Genomic DNA, 26,721 nt, shown 5'->3' on the forward strand with positions numbered 1-26,721 from the left:
CGAGTGACCCGTGTGACGCGGGCGGCTGACGGTACATCCGGTAGTCCAGACCGACTTGACGGAGCCTCGGCGGAAGCTCCGCCTCTTCTTGGTCGGTGCTGCGCCACTACGTACGAGTAGTTAACCAAGCACGCGGATTGGGTCGGGCGAGAGTGGGAAGGGCTCCCCGCGTAGTTGCACGGCACACCTCGCCCACCCCTCTCCCGCCACCCGAGTGAACGCGGACAGGAGCGGCCATGCCCGCAGCCCAGCCGTCCTCCGAGCGGCTAGAAACAGAGCCAACAGAGCGTGCACTACCCGTCGGCCTCCCGGCCGGCCCGTCGTCACCGAGCCCTGCGAACTGCCCCCAGGTGATCCCATCATGATCGGTCGTATTCCCGTGCTGGACGTCCTGCCCGCCACCGACTGCGGGACCAGACCCGCCAAAGCCGTGGTGGACGAGGTCTTCGAGGTCTCCGCCACCGTGTTCCGCGAGGGCCACGACGCGGTCGCCGCACATGTCCTCCTCCGCGACCCGAACGGGCGGGTGCGGCCCGCCGTGCCGATGCGCGAGCTCGCGCCCGGCACCGACCGGTGGGGCGCCCGGGTGGCCGCCGACACCGAGGGCAGGTGGACCTACACCGTGGAGGCGTGGAGCGACCCGCTGGCCTCCTGGCGGGCCCGCGCGGAGGTGAAGATCCCTGCCGGCATCGACCCGGGACTCACCCTGCTGGAGGGTGCCGATCTCTACGAGCGGGCCGCCGCCAAGATCCTCAAGCGGGACGGCCGCGAGCACGTGCTGGCCGCCGCCGCCGCGATGCGCGACGAGGACCGCCCCGTCGCCGAGCGGTACGCCGCCTCCCGCGAGCCCCGGGCACAGGCCGCGCTGGCCCGGCGCCCGTACCGGGAGCTGGTGACCGCCGCGAAGGGCCGGCCGCTGCTGGTGGAGCGCAAGCGGGCCCTGTTCGGCTCCTGGTACGAGATGTTCCCCCGGTCCGAGGGGGCCGTGGTCGAGCCGGGCGCCAAGCCGGTGAGCGGCACGTTCCGGACGGCCGCCGAACGGCTGCCCGCCATCGCCGCGATGGGCTTCGACGTGGTGTACCTGCCGCCGGTCCACCCCATCGGGACCACCTTCCGCAAGGGCCCGAACAACACGCTGTCCGCGGCGAGTTGGGACCCGGGTGTGCCGTGGGCCATCGGCTCCCCGGAGGGCGGCCACGACGCCGTCCACCCGGACCTGGGGACGCTGGAGGACTTCGACGCGTTCGTCGCGCGGGCCCGCGGGCTGAACCTGGAGATCGCGCTGGACTTCGCCCTCCAGTGCTCCCCCGACCACCCGTGGGTGGAGAAGCACCCGGAGTGGTTCAGCCACCGCCCCGACGGGACGATCGCGTACGCCGAGAACCCGCCGAAGAAGTACCAGGACATCTTCCCGATCCACTTCGACACCGACATGGCCGGCATCGTCGAGGAGACGGTGCGGATCCTGCGCCACTGGATGGACCACGGCGTCCGGATCTTCCGGGTCGACAACCCGCACACCAAGCCGGTCGTGTTCTGGCAGAAGGTGATCGCGGACATCAACAAGACCGATCCCGACGTGATCTTCCTGGCGGAGGCCTTCACCCGCCCCGCCATGATGCGGACGCTCGCCGCGATCGGCTTCCAGCAGTCCTACACGTACTTCACCTGGCGCAACACCAAGGCGGAGCTGACCGAGTACCTCACCGAGCTGTCCGGCACCCGGTCCGCGTCCGTCATGCGGCCGAACTTCTTCGTGAACACCCCGGACATCCTGCACGCCTACCTGCAGAAGGGCGGCCGCCCCGCCTTCGAGGTGCGTGCCGTGCTCGCCGCCACCCTCTCCCCCGCCTGGGGCGTCTACGCCGGGTACGAGCTGTGCGAGAACACCCCGGTCCGGGAGGGCAGCGAGGAGTACCTGAACTCCGAGAAGTACGAGCTGCGCCCGCGCGACTGGGCCGCCGCCGAGCGCGAGGGCCGTTCCATCGCCCCGCTGATCACCACGCTCAACCGGCTTCGCCGCCGCAACCCCGCGCTCCAGCAGCTGCGCGACATCCACTTCCACTCGACCGACAACGACCAGGTGATCGCCTATTCGAAGCGTGCGGGCGCCAATTCCGTACTGGTGGTCGTCAACCTCGATCCGCACCACACCCAGGAGGCGACGGTCTCGTTGGACATGCCGGTACTCGGCCTCGACTGGCACGGGTCCCTCGCGGTGCGCGACGAGCTCACCGGCGAGACCTATCACTGGGGCAGGGCGAACTACGTGCGCCTAGAGCCGGGTCGCACGCCCGCGCACGTTCTCATCGCTCTGCGACCGTCCCCGCCCACCGGAGGGTCACCCACCACATGATGATCAACGATCCCGTCCCCGACACCTTCGAGGACACCCCCGCCCAGGACCGCGACCCCGACTGGTTCAAGCGGGCGGTCTTCTACGAGGTCCTCGTACGCTCCTTCCACGACAGCAACGGCGACGGGGTGGGCGACCTGAAGGGGCTCACCGCCAAACTGGACTACCTCCAGTGGCTCGGCGTCGACTGCCTGTGGCTGCCGCCGTTCTTCGCCTCGCCGCTGCGCGACGGCGGCTACGACGTCTCCGACTACACCTCCGTCCTGCCCGAGTTCGGCGACCTCGCCGACTTCGTGGAGTTCGTGGACGCCGCGCACCAGCGCGGCATGCGGGTGATCATCGACTTCGTCATGAACCACACGAGCGACCAGCACGAGTGGTTCCAGCAGTCCCGCAAGGACCCGGACGGGCCGTACGGCGACTACTACATGTGGGCCGACAACGACAAGCTGTACCAGGACGCCCGCATCATCTTCGTCGACACCGAGACCTCGAACTGGACGTACGACCCGGTACGCAAGCAGTACTACTGGCACCGCTTCTTCTCGCACCAGCCGGACCTCAACTACGAGAATCCGGCGGTGCAGGAGGAGATCATGTCGGCGCTGCGGTTCTGGCTGGACCTCGGCATCGACGGCTTCCGCCTCGACGCCGTGCCGTACCTGTTCGCCGAGGACGGCACCAACTGCGAGAACCTCCCGGCCACCCACCGGTTCCTCAAGCGGGTCCGGGCGGAGATCGACGCGCACTACCCGGACACGGTGCTGCTCGCCGAGGCCAACCAGTGGCCCGAGGACGTCGTCGACTACTTCGGGGACTACGCCGCCGGCGGGGACGAATGCCACATGGCGTTCCATTTCCCGGTGATGCCCCGGATCTTCATGGCGGTGCGAAGAGAATCCCGCTACCCGGTCTCCGAGATCCTGGCCAAGACCCCGCAGATCCCCGAGCGCTGCCAGTGGGGCATCTTCCTGCGCAACCACGACGAGCTCACCCTCGAAATGGTCACGGACGAAGAGCGCGACTACATGTACGCCGAGTACGCCAAGGACCCGCGCATGCGGGCCAACATCGGCATCCGGCGCCGGCTCGCCCCGCTCCTCGACAACGACCGCAACCAGATGGAGCTGTTCACCGCCCTGCTGCTGTCCCTGCCCGGCTCGCCCGTCCTCTACTACGGGGACGAGATCGGGATGGGCGACAACATCTGGCTGGGCGACCGCGACGGCGTGCGCACGCCGATGCAGTGGACCCCGGACCGCAACGCCGGGTTCTCCTCCTGCGATCCGGGCCGGCTGAACCTGCCGGTCATCATGGACCCGGTCTACGGATACCGGGTCACCAACGTCGAGGCCGCGATGTCCTCGCCCTCCTCGCTGCTGTACTGGACCCGCAGGCTCATCGAGGTCCGCAAGGCGAACCCGGCCTTCGGCCTCGGCTCGTACACCGAACTGCCGTCGACCAACCCGGCGGTGCTCGCCTTCCTCCGCGAGTACGGCGACGACCTGGTGCTGTGCGTGCACAACTTCTCGCGCTTCGCCCAGCCCACCGAGCTCGACCTGCGGTCGTTCAACGGGCGCGTGCCGGTGGAACTCACCGGTGACGTGCGCTTCCCGCCGATCGGCGAGTGGCCGTACCTGCTCACCCTCGCCGGGCACGGCTTCTACTGGTTCCGCCTGCGGCGCGAGTAGGGCCTTCGCAGGATGTCCGGCCCGGCCGGCCTCCCCGCACCCGGGGAGGCCGGCGGCCCGGAACGCCACGGGGGCGGGCACCGCACGGGTCCTGTGCCCGCCCCCGTACGCACCACCTGCGCGACGCACCACCGCGCCACCCACCGCACCACGCACCACGCACCACGCACCACGCTGACCCGACACCACCCACCACCGGACAGCAACCCTCGCCATCCGGGACACTCTGCGCATTTCTGTGACGGCCCGGGGAAAGGACGACGCCATGTCGGAGGCTGCATCCGCCCGGAGCCGCCAGAGCAGTCCGGCCGCCGTCCCGCTCGGACCGCTGGAGCCGATGCTGCGCTCGTGGCTGCCGCGGCAGCGCTGGTTCGCCGGCAAGGGGCGCGCCATCACCCGGCTCCGCCTGGTCAGCGCCGTCGAGCTGCTGCCGGCCGGGGTCACCCCCGGCCTGCTGCACCTGCTCATCGGCGTGGACTGCGCCGACGGGGCCGCGGACTGCTACCAGCTGCTGCTCGGGGTGCGCCCCGCGCCGCTGCCGCCCGCGCTCGCGCCCGCCCTGATCGGAAACGCCGAGCAGGGCCCGTACGCCGGCCACGCCGTGTACGAGGGCCTGGGCGACCCGCGGCTCGCCACGCTGCTGCTGGAGCGGCTGCGCACCCCGGGCAGCCACGGCCCGCTCCGCTTCGACCGGGACCCGGACGCCCTCATCCCCGCCGAGGCCGCACCCCGGCCGGTGTCCGGGGAGCAGACCAACTCCTCGCTGGTCTACGGGGATTCACACATCCTGAAGGTGTTCCGCCGGGTCGGCCCCGGCGTCAACCCGGACCTGGAGCTGCCCAGAGCGCTGGCCGCCGCCGGCTGCACCCGCGTCCCGGCACCCGTCGCCTGGTACGAGGCCGACCTGCCCGGCGGCCCGCGCGACGGCCGGGGCCGCTCCGAGCCGCTGACCCTGGGTGTGCTCCAGCCGTACCTGCGCGGCTCCGACGACGGCTGGCAGCTGGCGCTGCGCCGGCTCGGCGCGGGAGCCGACTTCACCGCCGAGGCGCACGCCCTGGGCCGGGCCACCGCCGAGGTGCACAGCGCGCTGGCCGCCGCCCTGCCCACCCTGGCCCTCGGCCCGGGGCAGACGTCCCGGCTCGCCGCCGGGATGACGGCCCGGCTGGCGGCCGCGGCCCGCGAGGTGCCGGCGCTGCGGCCCTACGAGCCCGGGCTGCGCGGGGCGTTCGACGCCCTGGCCGCCTCCTCCCGCGGCAGCGGGGTGCCCGCCCAGCGGATCCACGGAGACCTCCACCTGGGCCAGACCCTGCGCACCGCCGACGGCAGCTGGGCCCTGATCGACTTCGAGGGCGAGCCGGCCCGGCCGCTGGCCGACCGCCGCCGCCCCGAACCCGCCGTGCGCGACATCGCCGGGATACTGCGGTCGTTCGACTACGCGGCCCGCTCGCACCGGCCGTTCGCCCCCGCCTGGGCGGACGCCTGCCGGGCCGCCTTCTGCGAGGGCTACGCCCGCACCACCGGCCGCGACCCGCGCGAGGACCCCGTCCTGCTGCGCGCGTACGAGACCGACAAGGCGGTGTACGAGGCCCGCTACGAGTCCCGGCACCGCCCCGACTGGCTGCACGTCCCCATGGCGGCCATCCGCCGCCTGGCCGAACGGGAGCGCCCGGCCCGCCGCGTGCCGCCGCCCCCGCAGCAGCCCGGCTCCACCGCCGCCCCCCACCCCCACCCGAAGCCCCCGAGGAGGCCGCTCGCGTGAGCGCCGCACGACAGCCGTCACCGACCGTCCGCAACGCAGTCCCGCCCGCCGCCGCGGGCGGACCCGCGGCCGCGGCCGCACCCGCGTCCGAAGCCGGGTCCGGCCGCAGGGCCCGTACGCCCCGGGCCCGCCGGGCGGACACCGCAGCCCCACCACCGCCGCACGGGGTGCGGCCGGCGCCCGCACTCGGCGCGGAGGAGCGGGCCCGCCTGCTCGAAGGCCGGCACCACGACCCCCATGCCGTCCTCGGCGCCCGCGCCCTGCGGGGCGGGGTGGCCGTCCGCGTGCTGCGCCCGTACGCGAAAACGGTCACCCTCGTCGCCAAGGGGCTGCGGGCCGAGCTGCACTCCGACGGCGACGGCCTGTTCTCGGGGCTGCTGCCGCTGGCCGAGGTACCGGACTACCGGCTGCTGGTGGCGTACGACGGCGACGAGATCGAAGTGCACGACCCGTACCGGTTCCTGCCCGCGCTCGGCGAGCTCGACCTGCACCTGATCGGCGAGGGCCGGCACGAGGAGCTGTGGACGGCGCTCGGCGCCCGGCCGATGGTCCACCAGGGCGTCGCCGGCACCCGGTTCACGGTGTGGGCGCCGAACGCGCAGGGGGTGCGGGTCACCGGGGACTTCTCCTACTGGGACCCGGTCGCCCACCCGATGCGCTCGCTCGGCGCGTCCGGGGTGTGGGAGCTGTTCCTGCCGGGGGTGGGCGAGGGCACGCTCTACAAGTACGACATCGCCCGGCCCGACGGCGGCCACACCCTGCGCGCCGACCCGATGGCCCGGCGGACGGAGGCCCCGCCCGCCACCGCCTCGGTCGTGACCGACTCCCGGTACGAGTGGGGCGACGACCGGTGGATGGCCGCGCGCGGCGCCCGACCGGCCCACCAGGCCCCGTTCTCGGTGTACGAGGTGCACCTGCCGTCCTGGCGTCCCGGGCTCTCGTACCGGCAGCTGGCCGAGCAGCTCCCGCCGTACGTCAAGGAGCTCGGTTTCACGCACGTGGAGCTGATGCCGGTCGCGGAGCACCCCTTCGGCGGCTCCTGGGGCTACCAGGTCACCGGCTACTACGCGCCCACCGCGCGGATGGGCACCCCGGACGAGTTCCGGATGCTCGTGGACGCACTGCACCGGGCGGGCATCGGGGTGATCCTCGACTGGGTGCCGGCGCACTTCCCGCGCGACGGCTGGGCGCTCGCGGAGTTCGACGGGCGGCCGCTGTACGAGCACCAGGACCCGCGGCGGGCGGCGCACCCCGACTGGGGGACGCTGGAGTTCGACTACGGGCGCAAGGAGGTCCGCAACTTCCTCGTCGCCAACGCCGTCTACTGGTGCCAGGAGTTCCACATCGACGGGCTGCGGGTCGACGCGGTGGCCTCGATGCTCTACCTGGACTACTCGCGCGGCGAGGGCCAGTGGGCGCCCAACGAGCACGGCGGCCGGGAGAACCTGGACGCGGTGGCGATGCTCCAGGAGATGAACGCGACCGTGTACCGGCGCTGCCCGGGCGTGGTGACGATCGCGGAGGAGTCCACCGCCTGGGACGGGGTCACCCGGCCCACGGACGCGGGCGGGCTCGGCTTCGGCCTGAAGTGGAACATGGGCTGGATGCACGACACCCTGCGGTACGTGCAGAAGGAGCCGGTGCACCGCAAGTACCACCACCACGACTTGACCTTCGGGATGGTGTACGCGTACAGCGAGAACTACGTGCTGCCGATCTCGCACGACGAGGTGGTGCACGGCAAGCGCTCGCTGGTGTCGAAGATGCCCGGCGACTGGTGGCAGCAGCGGGCCGGGCACCGGGCGTACCTGGGCTTCATGTGGGCCCACCCGGGCAAGCAACTGCTGTTCATGGGGCAGGAGTTCGCGCAGGGCGCGGAGTGGTCGGAGGCGCACGGGCCGGACTGGTGGCTGCTGGACCCCTCCTATCCGGCGGCCGCCGACCACCAGGGGGTGCGCACCCTGGTCCGCGACCTGAACCGGGCCTACGCGGCGGCGCCCGCCCTGTGGGAGCGGGACACCGTGCCCGAGGGCTTCGCGTGGGTGGAGGCGGACGCGGCGGATGACAACGTCTTCGCCTTCCTGCGGTACGCGCACGACGGCTCGCAGCTGCTGTGCGTGTCGAACTTCTCGCCGGTGGTGCGGCACGACTACCGGATCGGCGTACCGGAGGAGGTGCCCGTGTGGCGGGAGGTCGTCAACACGGACCTGGAGGCCTACGGCGGCAGCGGCGTCCGCCACCCGGCGCCGCTGCGGCCCCTGCGCGAGCCGGCGCAGGGCCGGCCGGCGAGCCTGCGCCTGACCCTCCCGCCGCTGGCGACGGTCTGGTTCAGGCCGTAGCCGCCGGCACGCCGCCTGCTCCGGCACGCCTTCGAGCTCCTGGAGCAGGCGGCCGGAGCGGGGCGGGCGGGGCCCTCGCCACCCCCGTACACGAGGGCCCCGGTATGGATCACGTACGGGGGCGGGGTCCGGTTCAGGGCGGGTGCGGGGGACCGGTGAAGATCGCGTAGAGAGGCGCCGCGGCGGCCGGACGGAACCGTACGCTGGCCATGGCCCCGAGAGCGCGTCCGATTACCGGACAGTCGCCGGAAATCCGGACCAATGCCCCGAACTCCATAGGATATTCCTACGAGGTGTGGGCTTGTTTGAACAGTCTGTAGTCGCCACCCCCCGGGCACTCCTACGGTGTGCCCTGTGCACTCCAGCCCACCCTTCAACGCCCCCGCCGCGCGCCGCCTCCGCGCGGCCCTGGGCATGGCACCCGGCCACGTCGCCTACGGCCTGCGGGCCCAGTACGGACTGATCGTCGAACCCGAGACCGTGATGGCCTGGGAGCGCGGCGAGAAGACGCCGACCGCCGCCGAGCTGACGGCCCTCGCCGGCGTGCTGTGGTGCGCGCCCGGCGAACTGCTCGCCGAACCGGTCACCCTGCGGGAGCACCGGCTGGCCCGGGGCATGCCCGCGGACGAACTGGCCCGCCGGATCGGCCTGGACACGGGCGCCTACCAGAAGATGGAGGACTCCGGGCGCTGGAAGGGCAACGAACGCCAGTCCGTGGCCCTGGCCCAGATCCTCGGCCTGACCCTGGCCCAGTTCGTGGCGGCCGCCGGCAAGCAGGAGGAGCTGGCGGAGCTGCTGCGCAGCGCCGTGACCACCCGCTGGCAGGCGTACGTGAAGCCGCTCGCCAAGCTCCTGCCGGTGCCCCGGCAGCGCCTGGAGCCGGTGGTCGAGCGGCTGCACGCGGACTACCAGGCCACCATGGTCGCCACCCTCGGCTGGGGCGGGGCCGCGGGCGGCGCCGGGACGGGCGACGCGGGCCGCGAGTTCCTCGCGGGCATCGTCGACCGCTTCTGGTCCTACGCCTCCGCCCCGGACCACCCGCCGACCGGCTAAGCGGCGCGGGGGCGTGCCCCACTCCCCACTTCCCCGAGGCCGCTTAGCGCCGCGGCCGGCCGGTGGGCGCGTACGCTCGCGGGGCGGCGGAGGGGGCGTCAGAAGACGGACTCGGCCTCGTACATGCGGTCCGCCGGGACCCGCTTCAGTTCGGTGACGGCCGAGGCGAGCGGGGCCATCACGATGTCGGTGCCGCGCAGGGCGGTCATGTTGCCGAAGTCGCCGCGGTGCACGGCCTCCACCGCGTGCCAGCCGAAGCGGGTGGCCAGGACCCGGTCGTACGCGGTGGGGACGCCGCCGCGCTGGACGTGGCCGAGGATGACCGGGCGGGCCTCCTTGCCCAGGCGGTGCTCCAGCTCGATGGCGAGCCGGTTGCCGATGCCGGCGAAGCGCTCGTGGCCGTACTGGTCGATCGCGCCCCGCTCGTACGGCATGGAGCCCTCGGCCGGGTGCGCGCCCTCGGCGACGCAGATGACGGCGAACTTCTTTCCGCGGGAGAAGCGTTCCTCCACCATCTTCACCAGGTCGTCCACCTCGAACGGGCGCTCCGGCAGGCAGATTCCGTGCGCGCCGCCGGCCATGCCCGACTCCAGGGCGATCCAGCCGGCGTGCCGGCCCATGACCTCGACGACCATCACGCGCTGGTGCGACTCGGCGGTGGTCTTGAGGCGGTCTATGGCCTCGGTGGCCACCGTGACGGCGGTGTCGAAGCCGAAGGTGCGGTCGGTGGCGGAGATGTCGTTGTCGATGGTCTTCGGCACGCCCACGACCGGCATCCCGGCGTCCGCCAGCATCCGGGCGGCGGTCAGCGTGCCCTCGCCGCCGATCGGGATGAGCGCGTCGAGGCCGTACCGCTCCGCCAGCTCGTTGGCGTTCTCGGCGGCCTCGTGCAGGCGGGCGCGCTCCATGCGGGCCGAGCCGAGGATGGTGCCGCCGCGGGCGAGGATGCCGCTGACCGCGTTGATGTCGAGGGGGCGGTAGTGGCCGTCCAGGAGGCCCTTGAAGCCGTCCTCGAAGCCGATGACCTCGTCGCCGTGCCCGACCAGGGCGCGGTGCACGACCGACCGGATGACGGCGTTCAGGCCGGGGCAGTCGCCACCTGCGGTGAGAACTCCGATACGCATCGTCCTGTGTCTCCTGCTCCTGGTCATATCGTGAGGCTTGTCCGATTGTTCCACGGGCCGGGGAGGCCGCGCGTCCCGTACCGCTCCCCCGTCAGGCCGTTCGGCCCTGCCCTCCGGGCCCATTGCCCGGGGGGCGCCCTAACCACCGGCGGAGGTATTGTCAAGAGGTCAAGCCCACTCTATCGGGGATATTTTCGCACCAGGGACGGAGAGCACGCGTGACGCGCAGCGTGTACGTGACCGGCATCGACCGGGGTGACGGCCGCCAGGTCGTCGAGCTGGGGATCATGGAGCTGCTGAGCCGCCAGACGGCGCGGGTCGGTGTCTACCGGCCGCTGCTGCACGACGCGCCGGACCGCCTCTTCGAGCTGCTGCGGGCCCGCTACCGGATCGAGCAGGACGCCTCGACGGCGTACGGCATGGAGTACCGCGAGGCGTCCGCGATCCTCGCGGAGAAGGGGACGGACGAGCTCGTCTCCCGGCTCGTCGACCGCTACCACGAGGCGGCCCGCGACTACGACGTCATGCTCGTCCTCGGCACGGACTACGCCGAGACGAACCTCCCCGACGAGCTGGCCCTCAACGCCCGCCTCGCCAACGAGCTGGGCGCGGTGGTCGTTCCCGTCGTGGGCGGCACCAAGCGGGCCGCGGACGAGGTGCGCGCCGAGGCCCGTAACGCCTACCGCGCGTACGAGAGCCTGGGCTGCCACGTCGTCGCGATGGTCGTCAACCGGGTGGCCGCCGCGGACCGGGACTCCATAGCCGAGCGGCTGGCCGCCCGCCTGCCGGTGCCCTGCTACGTGCTGCCGGACGACAAGTCCCTGGCCGCCCCGACCGTCGCCCAGATCACCCGGGCGCTCGGCGGAGAGGTGCTCCTCGGCGACGGCGCGGGGCTCGCCCGTGACGCCGTCGACTTCGTCTTCGGCGGCGCCATGCTGCCCAACTTCCTGAACGCGCTGACCCCCGGCTGCCTGGTCGTCACCCCCGGAGACCGGGCCGACCTGGTCGTCGGCGCGCTCGCCGCGCACGCCTCCGGCACCCCGCCGATCGCCGGCGTGCTGCTGACCCTGAACGAGCGCCCGGGGGAGGACATCCTCGCGCTGGCCTCGAAGCTGGCGCCGGGCACGCCCGTGGTGTCGGTGGCCGGCAACAGCTTCCCGACCGCCGCCGAGCTGTTCTCGCTCCAGAGCCGGCTGAACTCCGCGACCCCGCGCAAGCTGGAGACCGCGCTCGGCCTGTTCGAACGGCACGTGGACACCGCCGAGCTGCGCGGGCTGCTGGCGCTCGCCCGCTCCGAGCGGGTGACCCCGATGATGTTCGAGCACGAGCTGCTGGAGCGGGCCCGCGCCGACCGCCGCCGCGTGGTGCTGCCCGAGGGCACCGAGGAGCGCGTGCTGCGCGCCGCGGACGTGGTGCTGCGCCGCGGGGTCTGCGACCTGACCCTGCTCGGCGACGAGCAGGCGATCCTGAAGAAGGCCGCCGACCTGGGCGTCGACGTCTCCGGCGCGCAGCTCATCGACCCGGCGACCTCCCCGCTGCGGGAGCGGTTCGCCGAGTACTACGCGAAGGTCCGCGCCCACCGGGGCATGACGGTCGATCTGGCGGGCGACGTGGTGACCGACGTCAACTACTTCGGCACCCTGATGGTGCAGGAGGGCCTCGCCGACGGCATGGTCTCCGGCTCGGTGCACTCCACCGCGGCCACCATCCGCCCCGCCTTCGAGATCATCAAGACGAAGCCCGACGCCTCGATCGTCTCCTCCGTCTTCTTCATGTGCCTGGCCGACCAGGTCCTCGTGTACGGCGACTGCGCGGTCAACCCGGACCCCGACGCCGCGCAGCTCGCCGACATCGCCGTCCAGTCGGCGGCGACCGCGGCGGCCTTCGGGGTGGAGCCGCGGATCGCGATGCTCTCGTACTCGACCGGCACCTCGGGCAGCGGCGCGGACGTCGACAAGGTGCGCAAGGCCACCGGGATCGTCCGCGCGCAGCGCCCCGACCTGGCCGTCGAGGGCCCGATCCAGTACGACGCCGCCGTGGAGCCCTCGGTCGCCGCGACGAAGCTGCCCGGATCCGAGGTGGCCGGCCACGCGACCGTGCTCGTCTTCCCCGACCTCAACACGGGCAACAACACGTACAAGGCCGTGCAGCGGTCGGCGGGCGCCATCGCGGTCGGCCCGGTGCTCCAGGGGCTGCGCAAGCCGGTCAACGACCTGTCGCGCGGCGCGCTGGTGCAGGACATCGTCACCACGGTGGCCATCACCGCGATCCAGGCGCAGGACGCGCCCCTCACCGCCTGACCTCCCCTCACCCCCAAGGAAAGACCTCCATCGTGACCACCGCATCACGCGTCCTCGTCCTCAACTCCGGCTCCTCGTCGGTGAAGTACCAGCTGCTCGACATGGCGGACTCCTCCCGCCTGGCCGTCGGCCTAGTGGAACGCATCGGCGAGCAGACCTCCCGGCTCGTCCACGAGCCGCTGGCCGGCCCGGGGGCCGCGGGCGGCAAGCGGGAGCGGGTGGGCGCGATCGCCGACCACGAGGCGGCCCTGGCGGCGGTCGCGGCGGAGCTCGCCGCCGACGGGATGGGCCTGGACTCCCCCGAACTGGCCGCCGTCGGGCACCGGGTGGTGCACGGCGGGACGCGGTTCACCGCCCCGACGGTCATCGACGACGAGGTGCTGGCGGAGATCCGCAGCCTGATCCCGCTGGCGCCGCTGCACAACCCGGCGAACGTGACCGGCATCGAGGTGGCGCGCGCGCTGCGCGCGGACCTCCCGCAGGTGGCGGTCTTCGACACGGCCTTCCACGCGACGATGCCGGAGCACGTCGCCCGGTACGCGATCGACGCGGCGACGGCGGAGAAGTACGCGATCCGGCGGTACGGGTTCCACGGCACCTCGCACGCGTACGTCTCCCGGGCCACGGCCGCGCTGCTGGGCCGGCCGGCGGAGGACGTGAACGTGATCGTGCTGCACCTGGGCAACGGGGCCTCGGCCTCGGCGGTCCGGGGCGGGGTGTGCGTGGAGACGTCGATGGGCCTGACCCCGCTGGAGGGCCTGGTCATGGGCACCCGTTCGGGCGACCTGGATCCGGCGGTGGTCTTCCACCTGGCGCGGGTGGGCGGACTCTCGGTGGACGAGATCGATTCGCTCCTGAACAAGAAGAGCGGTCTGCTGGGCCTGTGCGGCGACAACGACATGCGCGAGGTACTGCGGCGTGCGGGCGAGGGCGACGAATCGGCGCGGCTCGCCTTCGATGCGTACGTGCACCGGCTGAAGAAGTACATCGGCGCCTACTCGGCGGTGCTGGGCCGGGTGGACGCGGTGGCGTTCACGGCCGGCGTGGGCGAGAACGCCCACCAGGTGCGCGAGGCCGCGGTCGACGGCCTGGCGGAGCTGGGGCTCGTGCTGGACCCGGCGGCGAACGCCGTGCGCTCGGCGGAGCCGCGGCTCGTCTCCCCGGGCCACGCCCGGGTGGCCGTGGCGGTGGTCCCGACGGACGAGGAGCTGGAAATCGCCACCCAGGCGTATGCGCTGGTTACCCAGTAGTCACTTGGACTTTCCGCCAGACGGAATATTCCGCTGCGAAACAAACCGATAGGATCCGTCCATGCGCCGTTCCAAAATCGTCTGCACGCTGGGCCCCGCCGTCGACTCGTATGAGCAGCTGAAAGCGCTCATCGAGGCAGGCATGAACGTGGCCCGATTCAATTTCAGCCACGGTTCCCAGGCAGAACACCAGGAGCGGTACGACCGCGTCCGGCAGGTCTCCGCGGACACCGGGCGCGCGGTCGGCGTCCTCGCCGACCTCCAGGGTCCGAAGATCCGTCTGGAGACCTTCGCCGAGGGCCCCGTCGAGCTGGTGCGCGGTGACGAGTTCACCATCACCACCGAGGACGTCCCGGGCGACAAGTCCATCTGCGGCACCACGTACAAGGGCCTGCCGGGCGACGTGGCCAAGGGCGACCAGGTCCTGATCAACGACGGCAACGTCGAGCTGCGGGTGACCGAGGTCGAGGGTCCGCGGGTCAAGACCATCGTCATCGAGGGCGGGGTCATCTCCGACCACAAGGGCATCAACCTGCCGGGTGCCGCCGTGAACGTCCCCGCCTTGTCGGAGAAGGACGTAGACGACCTGCGCTTCGCCCTCCGCATGGGCTGCGACATGGTGGCCCTGTCCTTCGTCCGCGACGCCAACGACGTCAAGGACGTCCACCGGGTCATGGACGAGGAGGGCCGCCGGGTCCCCGTCATCGCCAAGGTCGAGAAGCCGCAGGCCGTCGAGAACATGGAGGCCGTGGTCGCCGCCTTCGACGCGGTCATGGTGGCCCGCGGCGACCTGGCCGTCGAGTACCCGCTCGAGAAGGTCCCGATGGTCCAGAAGCGGCTCATCGAGATGTGCCGCCGCAATGCCAAGCCGGTGATCGTCGCCACCCAGATGATGGAGTCGATGATCACCAACTCCCGTCCGACCCGCGCGGAGGCCTCCGACGTCGCCAACGCGATCCTCGACGGCGCCGACGCGGTCATGCTGTCGGCCGAGTCCTCGGTCGGCGCGTACCCGATCGAGGCCGTCAGGACGATGTCGAAGATTGTCGCGGCGGCCGAGGAGGAGCTCCTGTCCAAGGGCCTGCAGCCGCTGGTCCCGGGCAAGAAGCCGCGCACCCAGGGCGGTTCGGTCGCCCGCGCGGCGTGCGAGATCGCGGACTTCCTCGACGGCAAGGCCCTGGTCGCCTTCACCCAGTCCGGCGACACCGCCCGCCGGCTCTCGCGCTACCGCGCCGTCCAGCCGATCGTGGCCTTCACCACCGACGTCAACACCCGCAACCAGCTCACCCTGAGCTGGGGCGTGGAGTCCCACGTCGTCCCGCACGTGGACAACACCGACGCCATGGTCGACCTGGTCGACTCCGAGATGGTCAAGCTCGGCCGCTACAACGCCGGCGACACGATGATCATCACGGCCGGCTCCCCGCCCGGCGTCCCCGGCACCACCAACATGGTCCGGGTCCACCACCTGGGCGGCCCCGACCTCGGCTGACACCGACCCGCCCGGCTCTGCCGGACCCTGCCGCACAGACACCGAGGGCGGCACCCCGCATCCCTTCCGGGAGCGAGGTGCCGCCCTCGGCGTTTTCCACTCCCTGCGACTACTGGCCAGTAGTTTCGACCGGAACCTCACTACCACCCGTAACCCGATCATGAAACTCTCGACGTGCCTTGGGGGAAGGCAAAAGGGACGCACATCTGACCGTGCACATCACAGTGACCGCGGAGCTGATGGACATCTATGCCTGACAACCCGTTCGCGGCGGTGGAGGCCCCGGGGTTCTCCGTCACCTACATCCTCGGCGTGGACGACGACCCCGAATCGGTCGAGGACGTGGACGCCATCGTCACCGCACCCGATGGTTCGCAGCGGACGGCGAGCCTGATGACCCATGACAGGGTCGGAGAGGTGATGCGCCGACGTCTACGGACGGGGGAGAGCGCCCATGGCCTCTACATCCGGATCCCGGACCTGGTCATCATGCGCGAGGGCGGTCTGGCGGCAGCCACCAAGGCCCTGGTCGATCTCTTCGAGGTCTACGGCCTGGACAGCGACATCCTGCCCTACTGCGAACCTGACGGCGACATCGACGGATAGAGCGACGGACCCCCGGGGTGGACGAATCCAGCCGGGGGTCCGTTGTGTCATGCCGGTACGACGCGCTATCCCTCCGGCGGGCCCATGTAGTTCTTCAGGCCGGGCACGGTCAGGGTGCCGCCGAACTGGCCGGCCTGGACGACCTTGACGTCCGTGAAGAACGCGAAGGGGACGTTCAGGGGCGGCGGGCTGTTCGGGGAGAACTCGATCGGGATGATCCCGAACAGGTTGCCCTTGAGGTTCTCCGTGTACATCGTCACCTCGCCGCCGCGGATCTTGGACGTGGAGCCCGGGCGGGACTTCAGGTGGGCGATGGTCCCGCCCTTGCCGACGGTCTGGTAGAGGTCCTTGATGTCCAGCGAGTCCGCGGTGAACTTCAGGACCTTCTTGGTCTTCCCGCTCGCGGTCTTCACCTCGACGATCCCCTTGTAGTCCAGGCCGTAGAGGGTCAGCAGCGAACTGTCCAGGTACCAGGGCTCGTCCGGCAGGAGCGGGATCCCCGGCTCCAGCTCGGCTTCGGCCAGGGCCTTGGCGTCGTAGGTCGGGCACGGGAAGGGCTGCTTCCCGTCCGCATCCTTCGTCTCCTTGTCCTGGTCGGAGTCGCCCTTCTCGGACTTGTCCTTGTCCTTGCCGGTCTCGTCCTTGGGCTTCGCCGCGGTGTCCTTGACGTCCTGGGGCAGCTCGCGGACGTCGACACCGGCCTTCTTCGCGGCCTCGCGGATCGCGTCGGCCGAGGGGTTCGGGGCCGGGGCGGACGGGGCCGGGGGCGCGGGCGTCGTCGGGGTGGCCGACGGTTGCGCGGGCTGGAGCGGCCTGCCGAGCGAGTCGAAGAAGTCCTTGACCTTGTCGCCGACGCCCAGCGGGTCCAGCGGGTTCGGGGTCTTCGAGGCGGACGGAGTGGGGGCGGCCGGGGTGGTGGGGGCCGCCGTCGTGGACCGAGTGGCGTCTGCCTGCTTGCTCGCGGACGGCTTCGGCGCCGGCGGGGTGACACCGGGCTTGGGCGCGGCGGACGCGGACGGCGAGGCGCTCGCGCCCGGCGAGGGCGAGGCCGACGGGCTGGGGGACGCCGACTCCGCGGGTTCGTCGGACCGGGTCACGCACGGCCCGGGCGCGAAGGGGATCTCCTTGTCGTCGGCCATGGCCAGCTTGGGCGCCATGCCCATCCCGACGAAGACGGCGGTCGGCATGGCCGCCAGGGCCATCGTCTTGCCGACCGGTATCTGGATCTTGTTCAGCAGCGACTTCCGGGGGGCGGCGTGCCGCGGCCCCTTTCTTTCACGGGACTCCGCGCTCGGGGCCACGCCCGGCTGCGTCTCGTCACCCCGCACTGTTCCTCCCGCCATCGGCGTGGGCAGTCGTCTCGCTCGCGTATGCCGTTTCCGTCTCGCGGGGGGCCGGGATGCCCTGCAGGCCACCCGCCATCGCCTCCGCCTTGCTCGTGTCACCGGCCGGGGCCGCGTCGGTCTCGTCCACCGGGCTGCCGGGCGCCCACGCCAGCGCGAGGCCGCCGCCGATGAGAGCGAAGGTGAAACCGATGAAGAAGCCGCCGAGGTTGGACACCGGCAGGGACACCAGTGCCAGCAGGATCGAGGCGACCCCGGCGAACACGCGGATGCCCTGCTGGAACCAGAGGGCCAGCCCCAGGGTGATGAGCAGGACGCCGATGATCAGCGAGCCGGAGCCGGCCGTCGTCGCCATTGCGAGGGTGACGTTGCCCAGCCGGAGGTCCGCGTACGGGAAGTACGCGATCGGGAAGCCGCCGATGAACGTGAACAGGCCGGCCCAGAAGGGACGGCGACCCCGCCATGCGTAGAAGTGGTAGTACACCACGGTGAGCCAAGCGTCATCCGAGCGGCGAACGTAGACCGGGGCCTGGGGGTTCATGGGCTACAGCTCCCTGGAAACGGTGGTACGGAGAACTCTGTGGAGCCCGGACGGGCGTGCGGTCCGCCCGCCCGTCCGGTCATGCACCAGAACGGATCACTTGACTTCGGAGTCCTGGTAGCAGGGCTGGTCGCCGCCCATGAGGCGCAGCTTCAGGTTGGGCAGCTTGAAGGTGCCCGCCGTGGTGGCCCACGCCTTCTGCTTCACGTCCGTGAGGATCGCCTTCTCGGCGCGCTGCGAGAACGCGTACTTGTTGCTGACCGTGCCGGGCTGCGGCTTGGTCTTGTGGCTCTCGTCGCCCACGGCGACACCGATGTCGAGGTTCGTGAACTCGGCATTGGTGTCGAGCTCCGCGACGTCCAGGTAGATGTTCGTCGCCTCGGCCGGCGTGCCCTTGTGGCCCGTCCGCAGCTGGAGCGTGATGGCGCCCAGCGGGGTCGGCGTGACCAGCGACTGGCACATGTTGGTGATCTTGGCCTTGCTGAACCCGGAGATGGTGACCGGGTGGTGCTCCGGCTCACCGGTCTTCAGGTTGTTGCCCTTGGCGATGCCGCCGTACTGGATCAGGTCGTCACCTTCGAGCCTGTCGGCCCTGACCTTGAAGTCCTGACCGGAGACGCTGAACGACGCCGCGAGGGCACCCTGCGCCAGACCCACACCGACCGCGGCGGTGGCCGCGATGCTCGGCACCATGACGAGCGCGAAGCGCTTCCATCTGGTCCCGCCACGAACCTGAGAACTCATGTTGTTCCTCCTTCTCGGACGTACATCTCCGGTCCGGGCAGAGCCCGTCCTGGGATGGGAGAAGTGCTACGTCCTCGGGAAGGAGCGCAGGCGGCCGTGCCGCGGCCGTGCCGCGTCCGATACACCGGCGTTCACCCCCGAGCGACAACCACTGGGTCACGCGTTCACGCGACCAGGAGGACAGGCTCCGCCGGTGCGGCGAAGACCCCCCTGTCCTGCGGCAGGTGCCACTGTCACCGGCCGGCCCGGTGGGGACCCTCCACCGCGGCTCCGGCTGGCGGCTCTGCGGGAAGGACCGAGCGTCGCCGATCGTGGTCCATTCCAGGCCGGGGCACAAGGGGGTTCGTTACTGGCGGGTAACGGCCTGATAACCGGTGGCCGACCCGCAGCCATCGGGAAGCAACACAGGGTGCCACCCAAGGCCATGGCAGAGCGGGAGGAAGAGGAACACACCGGACAGTTCACGGGGTTCCACTTACTGCGAGTAACAGCGGCCGCCATTGCCAAGTTTTGGCAAAATGCGGCCGTTGTTTATCTACGTGTCAACAAATCGCCGGCACGGTCCGCCGCCCGGCGGACCGTGCCGGCGTACCGCCTAGAACAGGGCCCGCGAGAGCGCCGTTCGCGCCGCCGTGACCCGGGGATCGTCCGCCCCGATGACCTCGAACAGCTCCAGCAGCCGTACCCGTACGGCGTCCCGGTCATCCCCCGCGGTCACCCGCACGGTGTCGACCAGGCGCCCGAAGGCGTCCTGCACGTGGCCGCCGGCCATGTCCAGGTCCGCGGCGTCGATCTGGGCCTGCGGGTCCTTCGGGTTCTCGGCCGCCTTGGCGCGCACGGCCGACGGGTTCATGCCCTTGACCCGGGCGAGCAGCTCGGCCTGCGCCAGGCCCAGCTTCGCCTCGGTGTTGGCCGGGTCCTCCGCGAGGACGTTCTTGTACGCCTGCACCGCGCCGGCCAGGTCGCCCGCGTCGAGCGCGGTCACGGCCGCCTCCAGCAGCGCGTCGTGCGGTCCGGCCGGGGCCTCGGCGGCCGCCGCGCCAGCCGGGGCGCCGCCCTCGGCGTTCGGGTCGACCTCGATCCCGATGATCCCGAAGCGCTCCTCGGCGACCTGCACCAGCTGGGCGAGGGTCGCGCGGATCTCCTGCTCGGGCGCCACGCCCTGGAACAGCGGCAGCACCTGGCCCGCGACCACCGCGAACACGGCGGGGATGCCCTGGATGCCGAACTGCTGCATCAGCATCTGGTTGGCGTCGACGTCGATCTTGGCCATGACGAGGCGGCCGTTCGCCTCGACGACCAGCCGCTCCAGCACGGGGCTGAGCTGCTTGCACGGCTGGCACCACTCGGCCCAGAAGTCCAGGATGACCGGGACCTCGGAGGAGAGCTGGAGGACGTCGCGCTCGAATCCGGCCTCGTCGACGTCGATCACGAGCGCCGACGGGGGCACCGCGCCGCCGGCCGCGGGCGCGCCGCCCTGGGCGGCCTGCCGGGCCGTCTCGGCCCGCGCCTGCTCGGCCTTCGCCTTGGCCTCGGCGGCCGCCTTCACCGCGGCGAGGTCGACGACGCCGCTCATGGACATGTTTCTGGGCTGCATGCGTACATCCTCCCCCCTGTGTGCGCGCCGACGAAAAAGATCGGCCGAATTGCGCTGTCGGCCGCAGCCGGTCCGGCCCGCGGTCGAACGGTCCGGTGTTGCTGTCGCCCCCTGGAACTGCCGTGTGGCAGTGCTGTGGTGGCGCCGGGTCCCCACCTGGCGCCGGTAGCCCTTCGCGTGGTTGCCGCTCTTACGCTACGAGCCGTAGCGTAACTCCCCACGAGCCTCCGCGAACCCCGCAGGCACACTCGCGCCCCGTGATCTGAAGCACACGCCCAAGGGCCCGGCGGTTCCGCTACTGGCGGGTATGGTTCTGCGCCATGCACAACCCCCCCAGCTCCCCCGGTGGCCGCATCGGCCGCCCCAGAAGCGCCGCCGCGGACGCCGCGATCCTCGCCGCGACACGGGACGCGCTCGTCGAGCTGGGCTGGTCGAAGCTGACGATGGGCGACGTCTCGACCCGGGCCGGGGTCGCGAAGACCACCCTGTACCGCCGCTGGGCGGGCAAGAACGAGCTGGTCGTGGACGCGGTCGCGGAGCTCTTCGACTCCCTCGAACTCCCCGACCGGGGCTCCCTCGAAGCCGACGTCGAGGATGTGGTCCTCCAGTTCGCGAAGCTGCTGCGGCGCCCGGAGGCCCGTACGGCCCTGATGGCGGTCGTCGCCGAGTCCACGCGGGACGAGGCCCTGCGCGACCGGATCCGGTCCGCGATCGTGGACCGGCAGAAACGTCTCGTCGTACTGGGCCGCGAACGCGCCCAGGCCCGCGGGGAACTCCCGTACGAGGAGGACACCGCCCTCGCCGGGCGCACCACGGACCTGATCTTCGACGTGATCGCAGGCACCGTGGTCCACCGCGCGCTGGTCAGCTCGGAGCCGGTGGACGAGGTGTGGGCGGGCGCCTTCACGGCCCTGCTGATGCACGGCCTGCGGGGCGGCGCCGGAGCCGCCCGGTCCGGCCGATCCGCCTGATCCGTCCGATCCGCCCTATCTGACCTATTCGCCCGACCCGCCCGACCCGCGCGCCGGCTTGATCCGCGCGGTCCCCCGGTACGGAGGAGGCCGGCCGCGGCTGCCTCAGGGCAGCGGCACCGCGGCCGGCCTTCGTCCTGCCTCCGGCGGCCCCCGGGGGAAGTCGGGCAGCGCCGGGGTGTGCGGGGGCTATTTAGAAGCCCGCGGGCTCCGTGTAGGTGCCCCATTCGTCGCGCAGCGCGTTGCAGATTTCGCCGAGCGTGGCCTCCGCGCGTACCGCGTCCAGCATGGACGGGATCATGTTCGATCCGTCGCGGGCGGCGTCCAGCATGGCCTTCAGCGAGGCCCGCACCTTCGCGTCGTCGCGGCGCTCCTTGCGGGCGGCGAGCACGCGCACCTGCTCCCGCTCGACCTCGTGGCTGACGCGGAGGATCTCCAGGTCGCCGGTGACCGAGCCGTGGTGGACGTTGACGCCGACCACGCGCTTGTCGCCCTTCTCCAGCGCGCGCTGGTAGACGAAGGCCGACTCGGCGATCTCGCCGGTGAACCAGCCGTCCTCGATGCCGCGCAGGATGCCGGAGGTGATCGGCCCGATCGGGTGCTTGCCGTCCGGGTGGGCGCGCAGGCCGCGCTCCTTGATCTGGTCGAAGATCCTCTCGGCGTCGGCCTCGATGCGGTCGGTGAGCTGCTCGACGTACCAGGAGCCGCCCAGCGGGTCGGCCACGTTGGCCACGCCGGTCTCCTCCATCAGCACCTGCTGCGTGCGCAGGGCGATCTCCGCCGCCTGCTCGCTGGGCAGGGCGAGGGTCTCGTCGAGGGCGTTGGTGTGCAGCGAGTTCGTGCCGCCCAGGACGGCCGCGAGGGCCTCCACGGCGGTGCGCACCACGTTGTTGTACGGCTGCTGCGCCGTCAGGGAGACGCCGGCGGTCTGCGTGTGGAAGCGCAGCCACATCGACTTCTCGTTCTTCGCGCCGTAGACCTCCTTCATCCAGCGCGCCCAGATCCGGCGGGCGGCGCGGAACTTGGCGATCTCCTCGAAGAAGTCGACGTGGGCGTCGAAGAAGAAGGACAGGCCCGGCGCGAAGGTGTCGACGTCCATGCCGCGGGAGAGGCCCAGCTCCACGTAGCCGAAGCCGTCCGCCAGCGTGTACGCGAGCTCCTGCGCGGCCGTCGCCCCGGCCTCGCGGATGTGGTAGCCGGAGACGGACAGCGGCTTGTAGGCGGGGATGCCCTTGGCGCAGTACTCCATGAGGTCGCCGATGAGGCGCAGGTGCGGCTCGGGCTCGAAGAGCCACTCCTTCTGGGCGATGTACTCCTTGAAGATGTCCGTCTGGAGGGTGCCGTTGAGGACGGCGGGGTCGACGCCCTGCCGCTCGGCCGCCACCAGGTACATGCAGAAGGCGGGCACGGCCGGGCCCGAGATCGTCATCGAGGTCGTCACGTCGCCGAGCGGGATGTCCTTGAAGAGGACCTCCATGTCGGCGGCGGAGTCGATGGCGACACCGCAGTGGCCGACCTCGCCGAGCGAGCGGGGGTCGTCGGAGTCGCGGCCCATGAGGGTCGGCATGTCGAAGGCCACGGAGAGCCCGCCGCCGCCGGCGGCCAGGATCATCTTGTAGCGCTCGTTGGTCTGCTCGGCGTTGCCGAAGCCGGCGAACTGGCGGATGGTCCAGGTGCGGCCGCGGTAGCCGGTGGCGTGCAGGCCGCGGGTGTACGGGTACTCGCCCGGCCAGCCGATGCGCTCGAACCCCTCGTAGGCGTCGCCGGGCCGGGGCCCGTAGACCGGATCGACGGCATCGCCGGAGAGCGTGGTGAAGTCGGCCTCGCGCTTGCGGGCCTTGTCGTAACGGGCCTGCCAGCGGCGGCGGCCCTCCTCGATGGCGTCAGCGTCCATGCTTCGAATTTACTAGGACGTCCTAGTAAATGTCGATGGGAAACCCCGGGGAGCTTTCTCCCCGGGGTCCGGTGGCTGCGGCCGAGCCGCTGCGGCTGCGGCTGCGGCTGCGGCCGGGTGCTACGCGTCGGCGGTGGCCAGGCCGTCGGTGATCAGCGGCTCGATGTCGGCGCGGACCTTGCGCTCGACGAAGAACGCGGCGCCCGGGATGGTCCCCGACAGCATCACCCACAGCATCCGGCCGAAGGACCAGCGGGCCTTCGAGCTCAGGTCGAAGGCGAAGACCAGGTAGACCATGAAGAGCACACCGTGGGCCTGGGACACGGCGAAGGTCAGGCCGGCGCCGGTGTCGAAGCCGTACTTGGCCACCATGCAGCCGCAGAGGATCAACAGCATGACGGCGGTCACGTAGGCCATGACGCGGTAGCGGGTCAGCACGCTTCGTTTCATGGCTATGAGCGTAACGGGGGCGGACGGCCCCGCTGACGCCGGGAGCCGGGACCGGAGCCGCGACCGGGAGCCGGCCCCGGCCCGGCGGGCGGTGGGCCGGGCCGCGGCGGCGGGCCCGCGGCGGCTGCCCTACCGCTCCTCGAAGTCCCCCGCGGACACCCGCAGCGGCCGCAGCATCGCGAAAATCTCGTTGCACTCCTCGGCGTCGTAGGTGTGCAGGCCGAAGTCGATGGCCATCAGGTCCTTCGTGGCCGCCTCGACGACCTCGCGGCCCTTGTCGGTGATGCTCGCCAGGGTGCCGCGGCCGTCGTTGGGGTTGGGGCGCTTGGCCACCAGCCCGGACTTCACCAGCCGGTCCACCGTGTTCGTCACCGACGTCGGGTGGACCATCAGCCGCTCGCCGATCTTCGACATCGGCAGCTCGCCGGCCTTGGAGAAGGTGAGCAGCACCAGCGCCTCGTACCGGGCGAAGGTCAGCCCGTACGGCTTGACCACCGCGTCGACCTCGCCGAGCAGGATCTGGTGCGCCCGCATGATCGAGGTGATGGCGGCCATCGAGGGCACCGGTCCCCACCGCCGCTGCCAGAGTTCGTCGGCGCGGGCGATGGGGTCGAAGGGGAGGCTGAGCGGCTTGGACACGTATCCGACCCTACCGGGCGGTCATTTGGCGGTGTGCCCCGTCTCACTCTTCGGTCCCCTCCCCCGCGCGGCCGAGCGCAGCTCGGCCAGCAGGAGCAGGACGACGGCCGTCCCGAGGACCGCGGCGCCGACGACGACCAGGTGGACGGGGACGAACTCGGCGGCGAGGCCGGCCAGCACCATGCCCACCCCCTGGAGGGTCATCAGACCGGTGCTCAGCAGGGTCATCGCCCGGCCGCGCAGCTCCTCGGGGACGGCGTCGACGTACCACTGGTCGAGGCCGAGGGTGTGGGCGTGGGTCAGCCCGACGGCCAGCAGCGCGGCGAGGACCACCGGCACGCCGGGCCGGACCGCGTACACGAGCAGGGGCAGCAGGCCGACGGCGGCGAGCGGGGCCACCAGCCGGGAGCGGGCGGCCGGGCCGAGCACCGAGCCGGCCCACAGTTCACCCGCGATGGTGCCCACGGGCAGGGCGCACATCATCACCCCGAGCGCGGCGGTGCCGGCGCCGATGGCGTCGGCGTACGGGGCGAGCAGCGCCTCGGGGGCGATCGTGAAGACGGGCGGCAGCCAGAACAGCAGGGTCAGGGCCCGCAGGCGGCGGTCGCCCAGCACGGCCCGCATCCCGGCGAGCGGCGAGGTGCGGGCGGCGACGGCAGCGACGGCGGCAGCAGCGACGGCGGCGGCGGCCCGGGCGGGCCGGGCCCGGGTGCCGAAGCGCAGCAGCAGGGCGGAGCAGAGGAACCCGGCCGCGGTCAGCGCGATGGCGGTGCGCGGCGCGAGGACGGTGAGCAGCAGCCCGCCGAGGCCGAAGCCGACGAGCTGGGCGCTCTGCGCCACCATCCGCATCAGCGAGCGCCCGAGGACGAAGGCGTCTCCGGTGCCCAGGATGTCGCCGAGGGATGCGCTGCGGGTGCCCTGGAAGAGCGGGGCGACGAAGGCCATGGCGGCGCGCAGCGCGAGGAGCGCGCCGACGGGTGTGCCGGGCAGCACCATGGCGGCGGCGCACCCGGCGCACAGCAGGTCGCAGGCGGTGAGGACGCGGCGGGCGGGGTGGCGGTCGGCGAGGGGGGCCAGCAGCGTGCCGCCCAGGGCGTACGGCAGGAAGCCGAGGGCGAAGGCGAGCGCGCTCATCAGCGGCGAACCGGTGGCGCGGAAGACGAGGACGGTGAGGGAAATCTCGGCGACGACGATGCCGAGCACGGACAGCAGGTGGGCGGCGAAGACGTACCGGAACTCCCGGACCCGGAAGACGGGGCGGTAGCCGCGGACCGGCTGCTGGGCGGTGGTGGCCATGCCGAAACCCTGCGGGGCTACGGTGGGCCGCGGCAGTGATTCGCCCCAGCCCGAATCGTTCACGGGCGCGGCGACGCGATCGGGGGACCATGGCTTTCCACTTCCGCTTCGGGCCGGACGACCTGCTGCGCTGCCGGTTCTCGATCTCGCCGCGCTGGGAGACCGAGGAGGCGGTGCGCACCCTGATGCGCCCGCACCGGCAGGCCTACCACCTCCCCTGGCTGCGGCAGATCCGGGCGGCCGCCGACGGGCTGGACCTGCGGCCGCTGTGGCTGCTGATGCCGCGGGCCGGCCACAATCCGGACTTCCTCAGCCCGCCGCCGATCGGGCCGTCGGTGACGTTCGAGGAGGAGCTGGCGCGGGTCCGGGCGGCCGCCTCCGCGGATCCGGACGCCGTACGGGAGGACCTGCGGCGGGCCCTGGTGTGCACGCCGGGCGCGGCGGAGAGCGAGGCCGGCCGGCGGATGCTCGCGGATCCGGAGCGGGCGGTGCGGGAACTGTCCGACCTGCTGGAACAGGCCTGGACGGCGCTGATCGCGCCGCACTGGCCGCGGCTGCGGGCGCTGCTGGAGGCCGACATCCTGTTCCATTCGCGGCGGCTCGCGGCCGGCGGCCTGGAGGCGCTCTTCGACGGGCTCCACCCGGACCTGGCCTGGTCCGGCAACACCCTGACCATCCGGAAGCCGGGCCACCACGACCGCAGCCTGGACGGGCAGGGGCTGCTGCTGATGCCGAGCGCGTTCGTCTGGCCGGAGGTGGTCGGCGGCTACGATCCGCCCTGGCAGCCGACGCTGGTGTACCCGGCCCGGGGCATCGGCGCCCTGTGGACGGCTCCGTCGGGCCCCGCCCCGCAGGCCCTGGCCCGGCTGCTCGGCCGGGGCCGCGCGGAGGTGCTGTGCGCGCTGCACGAGCCGGCCTCCACCACCGCGCTGGCCGGGCGCCTCGGGCTGGCGCCCGCCACGGTCTCCGCGCACCTGAAGGCACTCCACGGGGCGGGCCTGCTCCTGTCGTCCCGCCACGGCCACCACGTCCTGTACGAACGCACCCCCCTGGGCATCGCCCTGGCGACCGGCGCACCTCCGCCGGCATGACCACACCGCATCGGCCCGGCGGCGGGCCCCTGGTGGCGGGACTCCGCCCCGGGCCTGGCCCGCCGTACCGCAGACCGACCCCCCGGCCCCGGACACGGCGCCAGGAACCGGGCCCGGCGGACCTGTTGCCGGGTCGGGACGCAGCCCAGGCGTGCCCTGGGCGTACGGGTTTCAGTCCCGCTGAG

Annotated in this window: 20 protein-coding genes; 11 read left to right on the forward strand and 9 right to left on the reverse strand. The window is 72.1% G+C overall.

Going from position 1 to position 26,721, the window contains the following annotated elements; translation table 11 throughout:
• Positions 1–361 precede the first annotated feature (361 nt).
• From AC068A_RS13750 to AC068A_RS13770, 5 genes are all read left to right on the forward strand, one after another.
• On the forward strand, positions 362–2,356 hold the full coding sequence (locus AC068A_RS13750; protein WP_478584547.1) for an alpha-1,4-glucan--maltose-1-phosphate maltosyltransferase: 1,995 nt from the start codon (positions 362–364) through the stop codon (positions 2,354–2,356).
• Positions 2,353–4,047: a maltose alpha-D-glucosyltransferase gene (treS, locus tag AC068A_RS13755; protein ID WP_478584549.1), complete on the forward strand. Its 1,695-nt coding sequence runs from the start codon at positions 2,353–2,355 to the stop codon at positions 4,045–4,047. Before AC068A_RS13750 ends, treS begins: the two co-directional genes overlap by 4 nt.
• Before the next feature lie 265 nt (positions 4,048–4,312).
• Entirely contained in the window at positions 4,313–5,806 is a 1,494-nt protein-coding gene (locus AC068A_RS13760; RefSeq protein ID WP_478584551.1) for a maltokinase N-terminal cap-like domain-containing protein, read from the forward strand.
• Positions 5,803–8,145 (forward strand): 1,4-alpha-glucan branching enzyme, encoded by a 2,343-nt coding sequence (glgB, locus tag AC068A_RS13765; RefSeq protein WP_478584552.1) that lies wholly within the window; start codon positions 5,803–5,805, stop codon positions 8,143–8,145. Before AC068A_RS13760 ends, glgB begins: the two co-directional genes overlap by 4 nt.
• A gap of 345 nt (positions 8,146–8,490) precedes the next feature.
• Positions 8,491–9,198, forward strand: coding sequence for a helix-turn-helix domain-containing protein (locus AC068A_RS13770; RefSeq protein ID WP_478584554.1), 708 nt, complete (start codon positions 8,491–8,493; stop codon positions 9,196–9,198).
• Positions 9,199–9,296: 98 nt separating this feature from the next.
• On the opposite strand, the gene AC068A_RS13775 is transcribed toward AC068A_RS13770, so the two are convergent.
• On the reverse strand, positions 9,297–10,322 hold the full coding sequence (locus AC068A_RS13775; RefSeq protein ID WP_478584555.1) for an ATP-dependent 6-phosphofructokinase: 1,026 nt from the start codon (positions 10,320–10,322) through the stop codon (positions 9,297–9,299).
• A gap of 218 nt (positions 10,323–10,540) precedes the next feature.
• Here AC068A_RS13775 and pta point away from each other — a divergent pair, with 218 nt between their 5' ends.
• From pta to AC068A_RS13795, 4 genes are all read left to right on the forward strand, one after another.
• On the forward strand, positions 10,541–12,622 hold the full coding sequence (gene pta, locus AC068A_RS13780) for a phosphate acetyltransferase (protein ID WP_478584557.1): 2,082 nt from the start codon (positions 10,541–10,543) through the stop codon (positions 12,620–12,622).
• A gap of 32 nt (positions 12,623–12,654) precedes the next feature.
• On the forward strand, positions 12,655–13,872 hold the full coding sequence (locus tag AC068A_RS13785; protein WP_478584558.1) for an acetate kinase: 1,218 nt from the start codon (positions 12,655–12,657) through the stop codon (positions 13,870–13,872).
• 61 nt (positions 13,873–13,933) lie between these two features.
• Positions 13,934–15,364 carry a pyruvate kinase gene (pyk, locus tag AC068A_RS13790; protein ID WP_478584560.1) on the forward strand — a complete coding sequence of 477 codons (1,431 nt, stop codon included), beginning with the start codon at positions 13,934–13,936 and terminating at the stop codon, positions 15,362–15,364.
• Between the two features lie 249 nt (positions 15,365–15,613).
• Positions 15,614–15,970, forward strand: coding sequence for a hypothetical protein (locus AC068A_RS13795; RefSeq protein WP_478584561.1), 357 nt, complete (start codon positions 15,614–15,616; stop codon positions 15,968–15,970).
• 65 nt (positions 15,971–16,035) lie between these two features.
• On the opposite strand, the gene AC068A_RS13800 is transcribed toward AC068A_RS13795, so the two are convergent.
• The 4 genes from AC068A_RS13800 to AC068A_RS13815 form a co-directional block, all read right to left on the reverse strand.
• The gene (locus tag AC068A_RS13800) at positions 16,036–17,298 is read right to left on the reverse strand and encodes a hypothetical protein (protein WP_478584563.1); all 1,263 of its coding nucleotides are present in this window, start codon (positions 17,296–17,298) and stop codon (positions 16,036–16,038) included.
• Positions 17,288–17,854, reverse strand: coding sequence for a DUF6114 domain-containing protein (locus AC068A_RS13805; protein WP_478584564.1), 567 nt, complete (start codon positions 17,852–17,854; stop codon positions 17,288–17,290). The genes AC068A_RS13800 and AC068A_RS13805 overlap by 11 nt, the downstream gene beginning before the upstream one ends.
• 96 nt (positions 17,855–17,950) lie before the next feature.
• A complete protein-coding gene (locus tag AC068A_RS13810; protein WP_478584565.1) occupies positions 17,951–18,598 on the reverse strand; it encodes a DUF6230 family protein in 648 nt (215 codons plus the stop codon).
• Between the two features lie 595 nt (positions 18,599–19,193).
• Positions 19,194–20,195 (reverse strand): tetratricopeptide repeat protein, encoded by a 1,002-nt coding sequence (locus AC068A_RS13815; RefSeq protein WP_478584567.1) that lies wholly within the window; start codon positions 20,193–20,195, stop codon positions 19,194–19,196.
• Positions 20,196–20,515: 320 nt separating this feature from the next.
• Between AC068A_RS13815 and AC068A_RS13820 the strand changes: the two genes are divergently transcribed.
• The gene (locus AC068A_RS13820; RefSeq protein ID WP_478584569.1) at positions 20,516–21,166 is read left to right on the forward strand and encodes a TetR/AcrR family transcriptional regulator; all 651 of its coding nucleotides are present in this window, start codon (positions 20,516–20,518) and stop codon (positions 21,164–21,166) included.
• A 193-nt stretch (positions 21,167–21,359) separates the two neighbouring features.
• On the opposite strand, the gene AC068A_RS13825 is transcribed toward AC068A_RS13820, so the two are convergent.
• From AC068A_RS13825 to AC068A_RS13840, 4 genes are all read right to left on the reverse strand, one after another.
• Entirely contained in the window at positions 21,360–23,060 is a 1,701-nt protein-coding gene (locus tag AC068A_RS13825) for an acyl-CoA mutase large subunit family protein (protein ID WP_478584571.1), read from the reverse strand.
• 120 nt (positions 23,061–23,180) lie between these two features.
• Positions 23,181–23,510, reverse strand: coding sequence for a DUF3817 domain-containing protein (locus AC068A_RS13830; RefSeq protein WP_360635695.1), 330 nt, complete (start codon positions 23,508–23,510; stop codon positions 23,181–23,183).
• A gap of 129 nt (positions 23,511–23,639) precedes the next feature.
• On the reverse strand, positions 23,640–24,149 hold the full coding sequence (locus tag AC068A_RS13835; protein ID WP_478584574.1) for a MarR family winged helix-turn-helix transcriptional regulator: 510 nt from the start codon (positions 24,147–24,149) through the stop codon (positions 23,640–23,642).
• Between the two features lie 21 nt (positions 24,150–24,170).
• Entirely contained in the window at positions 24,171–25,445 is a 1,275-nt protein-coding gene (locus AC068A_RS13840) for an MFS transporter (protein WP_478584576.1), read from the reverse strand.
• Positions 25,446–25,534: 89 nt separating this feature from the next.
• On the opposite strand from AC068A_RS13840, the gene AC068A_RS13845 reads away from it, so the two are divergent.
• The gene (locus AC068A_RS13845; protein WP_478584577.1) at positions 25,535–26,536 is read left to right on the forward strand and encodes an ArsR/SmtB family transcription factor; all 1,002 of its coding nucleotides are present in this window, start codon (positions 25,535–25,537) and stop codon (positions 26,534–26,536) included.
• Positions 26,537–26,721: the final 185 nt, after the last annotated feature.

The organism is Streptomyces sp. NPDC043854, assembly GCF_056436005.1.